At 69.4% G+C, this 15,508-nt stretch carries 17 protein-coding genes; 10 read left to right on the top strand and 7 right to left on the bottom strand.

Annotated elements, in window-relative coordinates:
• Window positions 1-101 precede the first annotated feature (101 nt).
• Window positions 102-959: an aldo/keto reductase family oxidoreductase gene (locus tag ABZ297_RS34100; protein WP_355355071.1), complete on the bottom strand. Its 858-nt coding sequence runs from the start codon at window positions 957-959 to the stop codon at window positions 102-104.
• Between the two features lie 131 nt (window positions 960-1,090).
• Between ABZ297_RS34100 and ABZ297_RS34095 the strand changes: the two genes are divergently transcribed.
• The 3 genes from ABZ297_RS34095 (at window position 1,091) to ABZ297_RS34085 (ending at window position 2,547) form a co-directional block, all read left to right on the top strand.
• A complete protein-coding gene (locus ABZ297_RS34095; protein WP_355355068.1) occupies window positions 1,091-1,537 on the top strand; it encodes a helix-turn-helix domain-containing protein in 447 nt (148 codons plus the stop codon).
• Window positions 1,538-1,692: 155 nt separating this feature from the next.
• Entirely contained in the window at window positions 1,693-2,244 is a 552-nt protein-coding gene (locus ABZ297_RS34090) for a GNAT family N-acetyltransferase (RefSeq protein ID WP_355355065.1), read from the top strand.
• Between the two features lie 147 nt (window positions 2,245-2,391).
• Window positions 2,392-2,547: a hypothetical protein gene (locus ABZ297_RS34085; protein ID WP_355355062.1), complete on the top strand. Its 156-nt coding sequence runs from the start codon at window positions 2,392-2,394 to the stop codon at window positions 2,545-2,547.
• Between the two features lie 61 nt (window positions 2,548-2,608).
• On the opposite strand, the gene ABZ297_RS34080 is transcribed toward ABZ297_RS34085, so the two are convergent.
• Entirely contained in the window at window positions 2,609-2,839 is a 231-nt protein-coding gene (locus ABZ297_RS34080; protein WP_355355059.1) for a hypothetical protein, read from the bottom strand.
• A gap of 70 nt (window positions 2,840-2,909) precedes the next feature.
• Window positions 2,910-4,214: a M50 family metallopeptidase gene (locus ABZ297_RS34075; protein WP_355355056.1), complete on the bottom strand. Its 1,305-nt coding sequence runs from the start codon at window positions 4,212-4,214 to the stop codon at window positions 2,910-2,912.
• A 103-nt stretch (window positions 4,215-4,317) separates the two neighbouring features.
• Between ABZ297_RS34075 and ABZ297_RS34070 the strand changes: the two genes are divergently transcribed.
• The gene (locus ABZ297_RS34070; protein WP_355355053.1) at window positions 4,318-4,974 is read left to right on the top strand and encodes a response regulator transcription factor; all 657 of its coding nucleotides are present in this window, start codon (window positions 4,318-4,320) and stop codon (window positions 4,972-4,974) included.
• 160 nt (window positions 4,975-5,134) lie between these two features.
• On the opposite strand, the gene ABZ297_RS34065 is transcribed toward ABZ297_RS34070, so the two are convergent.
• Complete coding sequence (locus tag ABZ297_RS34065) at window positions 5,135-6,250, bottom strand: PP2C family protein-serine/threonine phosphatase (protein WP_355355050.1); 1,116 nt, start codon at window positions 6,248-6,250, stop codon at window positions 5,135-5,137.
• 118 nt (window positions 6,251-6,368) lie between these two features.
• Here ABZ297_RS34065 and ABZ297_RS34060 point away from each other — a divergent pair, with 118 nt between their 5' ends.
• Both ABZ297_RS34060 and ABZ297_RS34055 read left to right on the top strand, forming a co-directional pair.
• Window positions 6,369-7,598, top strand: a complete 1,230-nt coding sequence (locus ABZ297_RS34060) for a GNAT family N-acetyltransferase (protein ID WP_355355047.1) — start codon at window positions 6,369-6,371, stop codon at window positions 7,596-7,598.
• A gap of 15 nt (window positions 7,599-7,613) precedes the next feature.
• A complete protein-coding gene (locus ABZ297_RS34055; protein WP_355355044.1) occupies window positions 7,614-7,760 on the top strand; it encodes a hypothetical protein in 147 nt (48 codons plus the stop codon).
• Window positions 7,761-7,784: 24 nt separating this feature from the next.
• Here ABZ297_RS34055 and ABZ297_RS34050 read toward each other — a convergent pair whose 3' ends face one another.
• Complete coding sequence (locus tag ABZ297_RS34050; protein WP_355355041.1) at window positions 7,785-8,252, bottom strand: ribose-5-phosphate isomerase; 468 nt, start codon at window positions 8,250-8,252, stop codon at window positions 7,785-7,787.
• 104 nt (window positions 8,253-8,356) lie between these two features.
• Between ABZ297_RS34050 and def the strand changes: the two genes are divergently transcribed.
• Both def and ABZ297_RS34040 read left to right on the top strand, forming a co-directional pair.
• Window positions 8,357-8,842 (top strand): peptide deformylase, encoded by a 486-nt coding sequence (def, locus tag ABZ297_RS34045; RefSeq protein ID WP_355355038.1) that lies wholly within the window; start codon window positions 8,357-8,359, stop codon window positions 8,840-8,842.
• A gap of 9 nt (window positions 8,843-8,851) precedes the next feature.
• Window positions 8,852-9,580 carry an SDR family oxidoreductase gene (locus ABZ297_RS34040; protein WP_355355035.1) on the top strand — a complete coding sequence of 243 codons (729 nt, stop codon included), beginning with the start codon at window positions 8,852-8,854 and terminating at the stop codon, window positions 9,578-9,580.
• 18 nt (window positions 9,581-9,598) lie between these two features.
• Here the strand turns inward: ABZ297_RS34040 and ABZ297_RS34035 are convergent, their stop codons facing one another.
• A complete protein-coding gene (locus tag ABZ297_RS34035) occupies window positions 9,599-11,002 on the bottom strand; it encodes an aldehyde dehydrogenase family protein (protein ID WP_355355032.1) in 1,404 nt (467 codons plus the stop codon).
• Between the two features lie 137 nt (window positions 11,003-11,139).
• The gene (locus tag ABZ297_RS34030; protein WP_355355029.1) at window positions 11,140-11,760 is read right to left on the bottom strand and encodes a DsbA family protein; all 621 of its coding nucleotides are present in this window, start codon (window positions 11,758-11,760) and stop codon (window positions 11,140-11,142) included.
• Between the two features lie 91 nt (window positions 11,761-11,851).
• On the opposite strand from ABZ297_RS34030, the gene pepN reads away from it, so the two are divergent.
• Complete coding sequence (pepN, locus tag ABZ297_RS34025; protein ID WP_355355026.1) at window positions 11,852-14,410, top strand: aminopeptidase N; 2,559 nt, start codon at window positions 11,852-11,854, stop codon at window positions 14,408-14,410.
• Window positions 14,411-14,656: 246 nt separating this feature from the next.
• The coding region (locus tag ABZ297_RS34020) for a serine/threonine-protein kinase (RefSeq protein WP_355355023.1) at window positions 14,657-15,508 on the top strand (852 nt) is incomplete at its 3' end.

Raw genomic sequence — 15,508 nt, 5'->3', positions numbered from 1 at the left:
CGAATCGTCGTGCTTCGGCCCCGGTCGCGCGAAGGTGACCGGGGCCGGAACTTGAATCGTGGCTTCGGTCGTGGCTTGTGGGCCGTTTAACTCTGGGGCATTCAGCGGCTGATGTCGTCCAACTCGGCCAAGTCCTCATGAGAGAGGGACAGTCCCGCGCCGGCGATGTTCTCGCGCAGGTGTGCCGTCGACGACGTGCCGGGGATGAGCAGGACGTTCGGTGATCGCTGCAGCAGCCAGGCCAGTGCGACGGACATCGGTGTCGCCTCCAATCGAGCGGCGACCGCCGAGAGCGCCGAGGACTGAAGCGGGGTGAAGCCCCCGAGGGGGAAGAAGGGCACGTACGCGACGCCGTCGACGGCGAGCCGGTCGATGAGCTCGTCGTCGTGGCGATGGGCGAGGTTGTACATGTTCTGCACGCACACGATCGGCGCGATGCTCTGTGCCTCGGTGACCTGCTCCGCGGTGGCGTTGCTGACCCCGAGGTGGCGGATCAGGCCCTGCTGCTGGAGCTCGACGAGCGTCTCGAACGCCTCGGCGATCGAGCCAGGCTGGGGACCTTCGGCGTTGCCGAGTCGAAGGTTGACCAGGTCGAGTACGTCGAGCCGGAGGGACTTGAGGTTGTCCTGGACCTGGCGGCGCAGATCTTCGGGTCGCCGGGCCGGAGGCCAGCCACCCTGTTCGTCGCGGGCCGCGCCCACCTTGGTCACGATGTGCAGCGACTCGGGATAGGGGTCCAGTGCCTCGCGGATCAACTCGTTGGTGACGCGCGGCCCGTAGGCGTCGCTGGTGTCGATGTGGGTGATACCAAGGTCGACCGCTGCACGCAGAACGGCCAGGGCACCGTCGCGATCGGCGGGCGGCCCCATGACCCACGGGCCGGCCAGTTGCATGGCGCCGTAACCGAACCGGGTGACGGTCAGGTCGCCCAGAGTCCAGGTACCGCCGGGTGTGCTCATCTTGTTGCCTTTCGTCGTGCACTTGGGGGTGGCGCCTCCTGCCTCCCTGCATCAGCATTGGAGAGAAACTTCCTGTCAGGAAGTAGGCACTTTGAGGTGCGTAACCCACGCATAGGTGAGAGGTGCGATCAGTGACGACGACGAAGGCGGCCCAGAAGAGGGCTCAGGCCAAGGTGGAGTACAACGCGTTCCTGGCAGCATGCCCCAGCCGGCGACTGCTCGACCGAATCTCGGACAAGTGGGTCGTCCTGATCCTTTGTGCGCTTGGCGGCGACAACGGCTCTCGCCAGCCCGGTGCAGCACACGCAGACGTTCCGAAGGCGATGCGTTACTCCGAGATCTCTCGTCTTCTGGCTGGGGTCAGCCAGAAGATGCTGACCCAGACGCTACGGTCGCTGGAGCGCGATGGTCTGCTCACCCGTACCGTGACGCCAACCGTCCCTGTCACCGTCTCCTACGAGCTGACCGACCTCGGTCTCTCGCTCCACCACATGACGCGCGGGCTCAGACACTGGGCGCAGTCGCACATGGCCGAGGTCCTCGCAAAGCGCGAGAACTACGACGCTCGCACCTCCTGACGACTCACATCCAACCGTCCAGCAGCTCCATATTCTCGGCGCTACACCCTCAACTGCGAAGAGCCGTCAAAGCGGAACTAGCTCACCTGCTTCTGCCCGATGAGCATCAAGAAATGTGCTCGACAGAAGTAATCTGGTAGCGATATGACGTTCAGATGCAGATTCGACGCGCCGAGCTTGCGGACGCCGACGATATCGCCACCGTCCACGTGCGGTCATGGCAGGCCGCTTATCGAGGATTGATTCCCCAAAACTATCTGGATGGTTTGGATCCAGCTCGACGGCGTCCTGTCTGGGAGCGTCTTCTGACAGAAACGTCTTGGCCTCGCCAAGGGGTGTTGGTCGCAGAGGTTGACGGCTCCATCGCGGGGTTTGCCGGAATAGGCCCAACACGAGATCACGACGAGGATCCGGCATCTACCGGAGAAGTCTCGACGATCTATCTGCTGCCGCAGGTCTGGGGCGTCGGCATCGGAAGGCGGCTCATGGCAGCTGCCCTTGAATCCCTCACCGTGGCCGGTTACAAGCAGGCCACCCTTTGGGTACTCGACACCAATGCGCAGGCTCGGCGTTTCTATGAGAGCAATGACTGGCACGCAGACGGCCTTATCAAGCACGACCGGACACTCGGCTTCACGCTGACCGAAATCCGATATCGCCGTACGCTGACCCGACCGTGCGAGGAGGGCCTGGGGGTAGGCAAATGACGCCCGCGGGCGACTCCATTTTTAGCCACCGAGCACCTCGGTAGCCGATCGGCGCATAGGGTAGACAAAGCTAATACACAAAAGCGCCAACCGCTTCCCTCCAGCCGGGGCCTTCCGCTCTTACGCTGATTATTCGGAGGGCCGTCCATGGACAAGGTCGCGGACCTGTGCGAGGCGGGATTACCGGCTCAACTCTGCCTGACCTGGCGCCTGAGCGGTGATCTGTGGGAGGCGGCGCGGGCGTTCGGCGTCGACCCGCGGAGTGGCCTGCGGACGAACCCCGAGGAGATCGGGGAACTCTAGGCGAGCCGCTGGTTGTCGTGCCGCACCCGCATCGCTTGCGGCTTCACGGTGAGTAAGAGCGTCAGAACAGCAGAGCGGTGGACCACTGGGATTCGTGACGTTCGATGTAGTCGGCATCCGCCTGCCAGGCGTCGCGGTCGGGCCAGACGGCGTCGCCGGGTGCGAAGGTCAGCACCTCTCGCCCTCGGTCGTCGATGCCGAGAGGGCGGGGGGCTCCGCGGAATCCCGCGTCGTTCAGGTGGGCGAGCAACGCGTGGACGGCGGGAGTCCACGGGCCCGCAGGGCGGCGCACCGTGTCTCCCACGCGGACGACCCCGCCGCTGACGTTCCCGCCGTGTAGGGGCTGCTCCTCGACCAACGGCTCAGCCGGTGAGTTTGAGCGGGTTGAACAGGTCGGCGTAGACGAGCAGGCCGGCCATGATGATCATGACAAAGGCCAGCGCGTAGGTGACCGGCAGGACCTTGGCGATGTCGACGTACGCGGGTTCGGGACGGCGCATGATCCGGGCGTAGGCGCGCTTGATGCCCTCCCACAGGCCGCCCGCGATGTGACCGCCGTCGAGAGGCAGCAGCGGGATCAGGTTGAACATGCCGATGGCCAGGTTGAACCCGGCGAGCAGGTTCACCACGTTGTAGATCTTCATCTCCGTCGACAGGTTGGAGGCGAGGATCTCGCCGCCCATCCGCCCTGCGCCCACCACGCCCACGGGGCCCGCGGGGTCGCGTTCGTGGCCGGAGAAGGCGGCGTTCCACACGCCGACCATCTTCTCCGGCAGGTTCAGCAGGGAACCGGCCACCCTCCCGGTCAGCTCGCCCATGTATCCGATGACGACGCCCAGGCTCTGCTTCTCCATCACCGGCGTGGGCAGGACGCCGAGGAACCCGACGTTCTTCTCGATCTTCTTGGGGTCGTCGATCGCGGGGCGGTCCTCGGCGATGAGCGTGACGTTGAGCGTCACCGGCTTGCCATCGCGGACGATGCCGAGCGCGACGGGGCCCGCGCCGTGCGAGCGGATCAGGCGGGTGGCGTCCTCCCAGGTGGTGACCTTGGTGCCGGCGAAGCTGACGATCTGGTCGCCGGTCTTCAGGCCCGCCTTGGCGGCGGGGGTCTGCTGGTCGCCGGGGCGGCACTCGGTGCGCTTCTCGCTGATCGGGATCACGCAGGTGTTGGTGTCGGGCGACACGATCGGCTTGAGAACGGGCAGCCCGATGCCGACGAGCAGGAGCGCGTAGAGCAGGAACGCGAGTACGAAGTTCATCGCCGGGCCACCGGACATGATGATGACCTTCTGCCACCACTTCTTCCGGTAGAAGACGCGGTCCTCGTCGCCGGGGCGCACCTCTTCCTGGGCTGCCTCGCGGGCGGTCTCGATGAGGCCCTGCCAGGGCCCGGTCGAGGAGCTCCTGAGCGTGCCCGGGTCGTCGCCCGGCCTGGGCGGCAGCATGCCGATCATGCGGATGTAGCCGCCGAGCGGCAGCCACTTGATGCCGTACTCGGTCTCGCCCTTCCGCCGTGACCAGGCGGTCGCGCCGAAGCCGACCATGTACTGCGTCACCCTGACGCCGAAGAGCTTGGCTGGCACGAGGTGGCCGATCTCGTGCAACGCGATGGACGCCATCAGCCCGACCAGGAAGACGACGATCCCCGCGACATAGAGCCAGTTCATCTGGGCGCGCTCCAGGCAGACGGAAGGTCTTGACGCACCCAGACTAGTCGAACTCTCCGCCCCTGAAGGGCTTGCGGCCGCTTTGGCGAACTACGAGACTGCGTTGACAGTACGCGATCAGACGATCACCCTGGGGTACGACGAAGGGGGCGCCTTGATCCGGATTCTGGTCGCCGAGCATCTGCCGCTGGTACGACGGGGCCTGGTCGTGTCGCTCGACGCGGAGCCTGACCTGCGGGTCGTCGCCGAGGTGGGAAGCGCCGAGGACGTCGTACCGGCGGCCGTGGCCCGCGAGCCCGACACCGCGATCATCGATCTGGACCTGCCGGGCGAGGGCGGCCTGCCCGTCGCCGCCCGCCTGGGCGAGAAGGCGCCGGGGTGCCGTGTGCTGATCCTGTCAGCCCAGCCGAATCCGGGCCAGGTGCGCCGGGCCTTCGCCAACCGGGTGCTCGGCTTCCTGAGCCTGGACGTGGCTCCCGAGCGGCTCGCCGAGGGGCTGCGGGAGATCGCGGCCGGACGCCGCGCGATCGACTCGGAGCTGGCGGTCGCCGTGCTGCAGTCCGCCGCGAACCCGCTGACCAGGCGGGAGCTGGAGGTGCTGCGGATCGCCGCGGGCGGCGCCCGCTCGACGGAGATCGCCGCCGAGCTGTTCCTGTCGGTCGGCACCGTGCGCAACCACCTGTCGCGGATCATGTGCAAGACGGGCGCCCGCAACCGACTCGACGCGGTACGCATCGCCACCGACTCCGGCTGGCTCTGAACCGGGCCCCGGAAGAAGCCGCGCCGCTCCACCGGGGCCCGGGGCTCAGGGATGACCTCTACGAGAATCCCAGTCGCGGAGTGCCGGGACCAGTGACGCGATTCACCATTCGCCCATGCCTGAGCACACGGAGTGACCCGTGTGATTCGTCACGGCGGCCCTACGGACGCCAGATGAGCACCAGCGCGCAGTCGTCGTTGTGCCCCGAGGCCATCGCGTTGACCAGCGCCCGGGCACCGTCGCGGAACCCGGACGGCAGCAGCCGCTCCGCCTCGCCGAGCAGCCTGTCGAGGCCGGCGTCGATGTCGCGTCCGGGCTGCTCGATCAGGCCGTCGGTGTAGAGCAGCAGCGCGTCGCCCTTGCGCAGCACCCCGCTCTCGGGCTCGCAGTGCAGGTCGGGGACGACGCCGAGCACCACGCCCTTGGCGGAGGCCACCTGCCAGTTGCCGGTGCCCGCGTCGAACTTGACGACCGGAGGGTGCCCGGCGGAGGTGATCGTGTACTCGCCTGTGGTGAGGTTCAGCCGGGCGTGCACGGCGGTCACGAACCCCTCGTCGCCGCGCTGCCTGTGCAGGTAGGCGTTGCAGGCGGGCAGGAAGTCCTCGACGGACCCGAGCAGCCCGCCGAACGTGCCCGACAGCAGCAGCGCTCTGGTTCCGGCGTCGACGCCCTTGCCCGAGACGTCGACCAGGGCGATGTCCACCTGGTCGCCGTCGCGCAGGGACACCAGGAAGTCGCCGCCGAAGGACGAGCCGCCCGCCTGCTTGAGCACCACCTTGGCGCCCCAGTCCTTGGGCATCGGGGGCAGCTCGCCCTGGCTCTTGAGCCGGTCACGCAGTTCCAGCAACATCGCGTCGCCGCGCAGCCCCTGCACGCCGAGCTTGCCCCGGGTGCGGGCCATGAGCAGCGCCAGGATCGAGGTGAAGGCGATCGTGACCATGAGCCCCAGCCCGATGCGGCTCACGCCGAGTGTGGCGGCGATGTAGCCGAGCGCGACGGCCTCCACCGCGAGCAGCTTGCTGAGGCTGCGCAGCCGGAGCTGCAGCCCGCCGACCAGCGTGACGAGGATGAGCAGCGAGGGGGAGAACCATTCTGTCGACACGCGCGCGGCCAGCAGGCCGATCAGGAGCGAGAGCATGATCAGCGTGACGAGCAGGTTGCGGTCGCGGCCCAGGGGGCCGCGACGGAAGAATCGCACGATCGGCACCAGCAGTGGCACCCGCACGAGGAACGCGCGGAGCCGTGGCGGTATCAGCGGCGCCGGACGGGAACTCATGATGCGCCTGACTGTATCGGTCTGACCCGCGTTTGGGCAGCCCACTTGACCAACGCCTTGATCATTAAGCAGGGATATTAGGTGGCCTTCCCCCTTTGCCCGCTCCTACCGTGGACGGATGAGGTATCCGATCCGTCCTGTTGCCGAGGCCGAATGGCCGGCATTCTCCTACGTACTCGACGAGGGCTTCGGCTGGACTCCGCATCCTGCCCAGAGCGCGCGCTTCAAGGCTGAGACCGAGTTCGACCGGACGCTCGCCGCTTTCGACGGCGACGTCATGGCGGGTGTCACGTCGAGCTTCAGCCTCAGCATGACGGTCCCCGGCGGCCGAATCCCGGTCGCGGGTGTCACGGCCGTCAGCGTGCTGGCCTCGCACCGCCGCCGCGGCGTCCTGACCGAGCTGATGCGCAGGCAGCTGTCCGACGTGCGGGAGCGCGGCGAGTCCGTCGCGACGCTGTACGCCTCCGAGGCGCTGATCTACGGCAGGTTCGGGTACGGCAGAGCCGCCGGCGAACTGTCGTTCCGCATCTCCAAGCCCGGCTCGGCGTTCGTCGGGAACGTGCCGAGCGACCCGTCGCTCAGGATCAGGGTGGCCAGGCCGGCGGAGGCGAGGGCGGAGTTCGAGTCGCTGTTCGAGCGGATCATCCCCATGCGTCCCGGGCGCTACGCGCGCAACGCCGCCTTCTGGAACAACGTGCTGGCCGACGACGAGGCCGACCAGCAGGGCGCGGGGACGTTGCGCTCGGTGATCGCCGAGGACGACAACGGCGTGCGCGGCTACGCGCTGTTCCGGATCAAGGCGAGCTGGGACGCCAACGGCGTGCCCGACAGCGAGCTGAGGCTGCGCGAGCTGGAGGCGTCCGACCCGGCGGCCTACGCGCTGCTGTGGCGCAGCGTGCTCGACCGCGACCTGGTCTCCACGGTGGTGGCGCAGAGCAGGCCGGTGGACGATCCGATCGTCGCGCTGCTCGCCGACCAGCGGCAGCTCCGCCCGAGCTGGTCGGACGAGCTGTGGGCGCGGCTGGTGGAGGTGGACGGGGCGCTCACGTCCCGCGCCTACTCCGCGCCCGTGGACGTGGTGCTCGAGGTCGAGGACGAGCTGTGCCCGTGGAACGCCCGCCGCTGGCGGCTCAGCGCGGACACGTCGGGAGCGGAGTGCAAGCCGGTCGAGGACGAGCCCGACGTGACGCTGCCCGTGTCGGCGCTCGGCTCGGCCTACCTGGGCGACGGCCTGCTGACCACGCAGCTCGACGCCGGGCTGTTGCGCGAGCACACGCCGGGCGCGGTGCGGACGCTGTCGACGGCGATGAGCTGGAGCCCGAAGCCGTGGGCGGGGCTGACGTTCTGACGTAGGCTCCCTGGTATGGCCTTGCAGAGTTTGCAGATCACCGCCATCACCGCCATGCGGGCCCGCGACGTGTCGAGACCGTCGAAGGAGCAGCAGGAGGCCGCCGACCGGCGGCCTCTCCGCGATGAGATGCCCAGGCGCGAGACGAAGCGCAGAAGTTAGGGCGCGAAAGTTAGGGCGCGGAAGCTAGGGCAGCGAGGGCAGCTGCCCGATGGTCTCGTAGGTGGCGAGCTGCGCGATGCGCCTGCTGTGCCGCTCGGCGCCGGAGAACGCGGTGGCGAGGAAGACCTCGACGAACCTGGTGGCGTCCTCGATGGAGTGCATGCGCGCGCCGATGCTGACCACGTTGGCGTTGTTGTGCTCGCGCGCGAGCTTGGCCGTCTCCTCGCTCCAGGCGAGGGCGGCGCGGACGCCGCGCACCTTGTTGGCGGCGATCTGTTCCCCGTTGCCCGACCCTCCGATGACGATGCCGAGGCTGGCCGGGTCGCCCGCGACGCCCTCGGCGGCGCGCAGGATGAACGCCGGGTAGTCGTCCTCGGCGTCGTAGACGAAGGGACCGCAGTCGATCACCTCCTGGCCGTGGTCCTTCAGCCAGGACACGAGATGGTTCTTGAGCTCATAGCCGGCATGGTCGGCAGCGATGTAGACACGCACGCGTCCAGTCTTCCACAGCGCCGCGCCCGGGTCCCCGAGCACGCGCTGGCTGGCTAGAGTAAGGACCCCTACTGGAGACCAGTCCTTACGGGAGTAGACCATCCATGCGTGAGATCCGCGTGATCGGCGACCCGGTCCTACGCACGCCCGCCGAGCCCGTCGAGGGGTTCGACCGCGAGCTGCGCCGCCTGATCGACGAGATGTTCGAGGCGATGTACTCGGTGAACGGCGTGGGCCTGGCGGGGCCCCAGATCGGCGTGTCGCGGCGGCTGTTCGTCTACGACATCAGCGGGCGCAAGGGCCACGTCGTCAACCCGGTGCTCACCGTCGACGACCCCGAGGAGGTCCTGGACGAGGAGGGCTGCCTGTCGGTGCCGGACCGGCGCACGGGCACGCCGATCTACGCTCCGGTCGCGCGCGCGGCGGGCGTGACCGTCGAGGGCCTGGACCGGCTCGGCCGCCCGGTGCGCGTCAAGGCGCGCAGGTCGCTGGCGCGCTGCTTCCAGCACGAGACCGATCACCTGGACGGCCAGCTGTACGTGGACCGGCTGCCGAAGAACGAGGCCCGAAAGATCATCCTCAAGGCGTAAGTTGTCCGCATGGGGACACTTTCTGGAAAGGGCGCGCTGGTGACCGGCGGCTCGCGCGGCATCGGCAGGGCCATCGTCGAGCGGCTCACCAGCGACGGAGCCAGCGTGGTGTTCAGCTACCGGAGCGACGTCGAGGCGGCCGGCCAGGTGGCCGAGCAGACCGGAGCGCTGGCCGTCCAGGCCGACCAGGCCAGCAGGGACGACCTGGACCGGCTGTTCGCCGAGGCCGAGAAGGCGTTGCCGGGGATCGACATCTTGGTCAACAACGCGGCGGAGCACCGTCACGGGCCCATCGCCGAGATCACCGAGGAGACCTACGAGCGGGTGTTCGCGGCCAACGCCCGTGCGACCTTCCTGGCCATCCAGTGGGCCTGCCGGGTGATGCGTGACGGCGGCCGGATCATCAACATCTCCACCCTCAACACGGCGATCCCGGCGGCGGGGCTCGCGCTGCACACCGCCACCAAGGCCGCGGTGGAGCAGTTCGCCAAGGTGGCCGCGCGCGAGCTGGGCGGGCGCGGCATCACCGCGAACACGGTCTCGCCGGGCGCGACCGACACCGACACGCTGCGGGCCTCCAACCCGCCGGAGGCGCTGGAGACGTCCACCGCGCTCGCGGCGCTCCAGCGGCTCGGCAGGCCCGACGACATCGCGGCCGTGGTCGCGTTCCTGGCGGGCCCCGACAGCCGGTGGATCACCGGGCAGAACCTCCTGGCGACAGGAGGGCTGATCCTGTGAGGCACCCTGTCGGGACGGCTACAGCTGCAGCGACTTGACCTCGAAGTACTCCTCGATTCCGGGCTCGCCCAGCTCGCGTCCGACGCCCGACTGCTTGAAACCGCCGAACGGCGCATGCGGGTTGAACGCGCCCCCGTTGATCGCCACCTGCCCGGTGCGCAACCTGCGGGCCACCTCGATCGCGCGTTCCCGGGTTCCCGCCCAGACCGCGCCCGACAGGCCGTACCGGGTGCCGTCGGCGATCCGCACCGCCTGCTCCTCGGACGTGTACGGGATGATCGACAGGACCGGCCCGAAGATCTCCTCCTGCGCGATCGTCATCCCGGGTTCGACCCCGGCGAAGACCGTGGGCTCGACGTAGAAGCCACGCGGCAGCGGCCGCTCGGTGCCGCCCGCGACCAGCCTGGCGCCCTCCTCCTGACCCCTGTTGATGTAGCGGACCACCCGGTCGCGCTGGGCTGCGGAGACGAGCGGGCCGATGCGGGTGGCCTCGTCGAACGGGTCGCCCACGGTGTACTTGCGTGCCGCCTCGACGGCCATCTGGACGGCCTCGTCGTACTGGTCGACGTGGACGATCATGCGGGTCCAGGCGGAGCACGTCTGGCCCGCGTTGACGAAGCAGTTGGCGACCCCGGCCTTGACCGCCGCCCGCAGGTCGGCGTCGGGCAGGATCAGGTTCGCGGACTTGCCGCCGAGCTCCAGCGCCACCCGCTTGACCGTCTCGGCCGCCAGCGAGGCCACCCTGCGCCCGGCCGTGGTGGAGCCGGTGAAGGAGACCATGTCCACCTCGGGGTGGGCGGCCATGGCCTCGCCCACCACCGGGCCGCGCCCGCTGAGCAGGTTGAACACGCCCGCGGGCAGGCCCACCTCGTGGAAGATGTCGGCCAGCGCGTACGCGGCCAGCGGCGCGACCTCGCTGGGCTTGAGCACCACCGTGCAGCCCGCGGCCAGTGCCGGGGCGACCTTGCAGACGATCTGATGGAGCGGATAGTTCCACGGCGTGATCGCCGCGACCACCCCGACCGGCTCCTTGACCACGAGCGAGTTGCCCACCTGCGACTCGCGCGGGTGGCTCTCGGCCATGCGCGCGTACGAGGCCAGCACCCCGGCCGGCATCAGCGTCTGCACCTTGAGAGCGAAGCCGAGCGGCGAGCCCATGTCGGTCGCGATCGCCCGCGCGACGTCGCCCGCGCGCTGCGTCAGCAGCTCGGCCGCGGCGGTCAGCAGCTTGGCCCGCTCCTCCGGGGCCGCGCCGGACCAGTCGGGGAAGGATCTTCGCGCCGCCGCGACGGCCGCTTCGACGTCGTCGGGAACGCCTGCGGGCACCCGATCGATGATCTCTTCCGTGGCCGGGTTCACGACCTCGATGGCCTCGCCCGACACCGACGCGGCCCAGGAACCGCCGATATACAGCTGACGCATGGCCCCCATCCTCGCGTGCCGGCTGCCACAATGCGAGTGCGCTTCGTCATCAGAGTACGACCAGGAGTGCCCGAGGCAGGGAGCTTCGGTCGAAGCAGGTCTGACGGGTATGGGCTTTCGGTCACACCAGGTCGGCTTCAGTCGAACTGAGGCCGGCGGGTGCGGGAGCGCTTCAGCTCGAAGAAGTCCTCGAAGCCGGTGACGAGCAGGACGCCGTCCCAGAGTCTTCCGGCGTCCTCGCCGCGCGGGATCGCGGTGATGACCGGGCCGAAGAAGGCGTTGGAGCCGACACGGATGACCGGCGTGCCGACCTCCTGGCCGACCAGGTCGATGCCCTCGTTGTGCGAGGCGCGGACGGCCTCGTCGTAGTCGTCGGAGGTCATCGCGTCGGCCAGTTCCTTGTCGAGGCCGGCGGCCTCGAGAGCGTCCTCGACCGTCTCGCGGAGCCGGTCGAGGTCCTTGTTCCGGCCCTCGTTGTGCAGGCGGGTGCCCAGCTCGGTGTAGAGCGGCCCGACGACGTGGGCGCCGTACTTGGCCTCGGCGGCCGCGACGACCCTGACGGGCTCGATGGCCCTGGCGATCGCCTCGCGGTACTCCTCCGAGACGTCCTTGCCCTCGTTGAGCACGTTGAGGCTCATGATGTGCCAGCGCGGCTCGATGGGGCGGACCTTCTCGACCTCGAGCAGCCATCGTGACGTCACCCAGGCGAAAGGGCAGAAAGGATCGAACCACAGGTCTACAGGAGTCTTGTCAGTCACGTGGGGCCATAACCTGGGGGTGTCCGCGCCCTATTCCCAGCGTGGCAGGATACCGACAAACCCCGAAGAAGTGGTGTAAAGGAGCCCAACTTTGGCAGGCAACCTGACCCGGGACGAGGCGCGCGAGCGTGCCCGGCTCTTGAAGGTCGAGTCGTACACCGTCGCACTCGACCTGACGGAGGGAGACGAGCGCTTCGAGAGCATCACGATCGTCCGCTTCACCAGCGCCCAGCCCGGCGCGTCCACCTTCATCGACCTGCACGGCGCCCACGTGCGCCAGGTCACGCTCAACGGCCGCGACCTCGACGCCGCCGCCTACGACGCCGACAAGGGGCGCTTCCCGCTCCCCGACCTCGCCGAGAGCAACGAGCTGCGCATCGACGCCGACTGCCGCTTCATGCGCACCGGTGAGGGGCTGCACCGTTTCGTCGACCCGGTGGACCAGAAGGTCTACCTGCACAGCCAGTTCGAGACGGCCGACGCGCACCGCATGTACGCCTGCTTCGACCAGCCCGACCTCAAGGCCACGTTCCAGCTGACCGTGCTCGCCCCGGCCGACTGGGAGATCGTCTCCAACGCCGCCGCGTCCGAGGTGGAGGAGCTGCCCGCGCAGGGCGGCAGGCACGGCGCCGTCCAGGCCTCCAAGCGCTGGACGTTCCCCGCCACGCCGGTCATGTCCACCTACATCACCGCCCTGGTGGCCGGGCCGTTCCACAAGGTGACCTCCGAGCACGACGGGATCCCGCTGGGGGTCTACTGCCGCGCCTCGCTCGCCGAGCACCTCGACGCCGACAACATCTTCGAGGTCACCCGGCAGGGCTTCGACTTCTTCCACCAGGTCTTCGGCGTCCGCTACCCGTTCGGCAAGTACGACCAGCTCTTCGTGCCCGAGTTCAACGCGGGCGCGATGGAGAACGCCGGATGCGTGACGTTCCTGGAGGACTACGTCTTCCGCTCCCGCGTCACCGACGCGGTCGTCGAGCGGCGCGCGGAGACGATCCTGCACGAGATGGCGCACATGTGGTTCGGTGACCTCGTCACCATGCGCTGGTGGGACGACCTGTGGCTGAACGAGTCGTTCGCCACCTACATGTCGGTGCTCGCCCAGGCCGAGGCCACCCGCTGGGGCAAGGGCGCCTGGACGACCTTCGCGAACGTGGAGAAGTCCTGGGCCTACCGCCAGGACCAGCTGCCGTCCACGCACCCGATCTCCGCCGACATCCCCGACATGCAGGCGGTCGAGGTCAACTTCGACGGCATCACCTACGCCAAGGGCGCCTCGGTGCTCAAGCAGCTCGTCGCCTACGTCGGGCTCGACAACTTCCTGGCGGGGGTGCGCGACTACTTCGCCGAGCACGCCTGGGGCAACACCGAGCTGAAGGACCTGCTCACCGCGCTGGAGCGGAAGTCGGGCCGCGACCTGTCCTCGTGGTCGAAGGAGTGGCTGGAGACCTCCTGGGTCAACACGCTGCGCCCGTCCTTCACCGTGTCGGCCGACGGGCGGTTCGAGAGCTTCGACGTCCTGCAGGAGGCCCCGGCCGAGCACCCGACGCTGCGCTCGCACCGCGTGGCGATCGGCCTGTACTCCCTGGCCGACGGCGAGCTGAGGCGGACCAAGCGCGTCGAGCTGGACGTCGTCGGCGCCCGCACGCCGGTCGCCGAACTCGTCGGAGAGGAGCAGCCCGACCTGGTGCTGGTCAACGACGACGACCTCACCTACGCCAAGATCCGGGTGGACGACCGCTCACTGCGCACGCTCATCGGCGGCGGCATCGCCGCGTTCGCCGAGTCGCTGCCACGCGCCCTGTGCTGGTCGGCCGCCTGGGACATGACGCGCGACGGCGAGATGGCCACCCGCGACTACGTCAAGCTCGTCGTCTCCGGCGTCGGCACGCTGCGCGACATCACGGTCCTGCAGAGCGTGCTGCGGCAGGCCAGGCAGGCCGTGCAGCAGTACGCCGACCCGGCATGGCAGGCCGAGGGGCTCGCGCTGCTCGCCGCCGAGCTCAGGTCGCTGCTCGCGGTGGCCGAGCCCGGCTCCGACCAGCAGCTCGCCTACCTGCAGGCGTTCGCGCCGGTGGCCACGTCCGGCGCGGACCTCGACCTGATCCAGGGCATCCTCGACGGCTCGTCCGTGCCCGAGGGGCTGGCCGTCGACGCGGACCTGCGCTGGGTCCTGGTCCACGCGATGGTGTCGAGCGGCCGGTACGGCGAGGCCGACATCGAGGCCGAGTTGCAGCGCGACCCGACGGCCACCGGCGAGCGGTCGGCGGCGCTGTGCCGGGCCTCCCTGCCGACGGCCGAGAGCAAGGCGGCGGCCTGGGAGGCGATCGTCGGCGGCCAGCTGGCCAACCACATCGCCCGCGCCACGATCACCGGGTTCGCCGACCCGCGCCACGTCGAGCTGCTGGTTCCGTACCGGGAGAAGTACTTCGCCGAGATCGGCCGCATCTACCAGGAGTGGACGTTCGACCAGGCGCAGACGTTCGCGGTCGGCTGCTTCCCGACGCTGCTCATCGAGGAGGCGACGGTCGAGGCCGCCCAGGACTTCCTGGAGACCGCGCCGCCGCAGGCCCTGCGCCGCATGATCCTCGAAGGCGCCGACGGCGTGAGCCGCGCCCTGCGCAACCGCGCCAAGGACGCCTCCTAGCCCCGAGGGCGGGGCTCTTCCACAGAACGGAGAGCCCCGCCCCTCGCACGGCTACCCAGGCCCCGGCCCGCACTCACGGGCAGCCCGGCGCGAACAGCACGTTCACCTCGCCCCCGTCGGGCACGGGAGGCACCACGACAGGCGCGTTCCAGCAGGGGGACACCCCGCTGATCTTGGGAAATACTCCGCTTACGGTGGTACCGATTCCGCCGGTGCCACCGGCCTTCCGGTGTTAGTCTCGAATACGTGCTCGGACCGGGGACCACGCTCAGCGACCGCTACGTGCTGGCCGGCCGCCTCGGTGGCGGCGGTATGGGCGAGGTCTGGCATGCCGACGACACCGTCCTCGGCCGGGCCGTGGCGGTCAAGGTGCTGATGCCCGCTCTGACCGACAACGCCACGTTCGTCCAGCGGTTCCAGAACGAGGCCAGGGCCATGGCCACCCTCAGGCATCCCGGCGTGGTCGACGTCTACGACTACGGCACCTGCCAGGTCGACGGGCGGCGGGTGAGCTTCCTGGTGATGGAGCTGGTCGAGGGCGAGTCGCTCGACCGCGTCCTGCGCCGCGGCCCGCTCGACCCCGCGACCACCATGCGACTGGTCGCCGAGGTGGCCGACGCGCTCGCGGCCGCGCACGAGCAGGGCATCGTGCACCGCGACGTGAAACCGGCCAACCTGATGATCAGGCCGGGCGGCGGCGTCGTGCTCACCGACTTCGGCATCGCGCACTCGGCCTCCGCAGGCCACCTGACGGCGACCGGCGCCATGCTGTGCAGCGCCGGCTACTGCGCCCCCGAGCTGGCCACGGCGAGCCAGGTGACTCCCTCCGTCGACGTGTACGCGCTCGGCGTCGTCGCCTACGAGTGCCTGACCGCCCAACTGCCGTTCGCGGGCGACACCCCCGTCCAGATCATCTACAAGCACCTCCACGCGCCCACCCCCGGCCTGCCCGGCGACGTGCCTGCCGGGCCGCGCCAGATCGTCACGCGGGCGCTGGAGAAGTCGCCCGACAGGCGCTGGGGGTCGGCCGCCGAGATGGCGCGGGCCGCCCGGCAGGCCATCGCCTCCCCCGACGCCTCCCCCGACGCCTCCCCCGGC

The sequence above is a fragment of the Nonomuraea sp. NPDC005983 genome (genome assembly GCF_040614375.1).
GTDB lineage: Bacteria > Actinomycetota > Actinomycetes > Streptosporangiales > Streptosporangiaceae > Nonomuraea.
The sequence above is the reverse complement of the archived record's forward strand: the minus strand, read 5'-3'. Positions and strand labels throughout refer to the sequence as shown.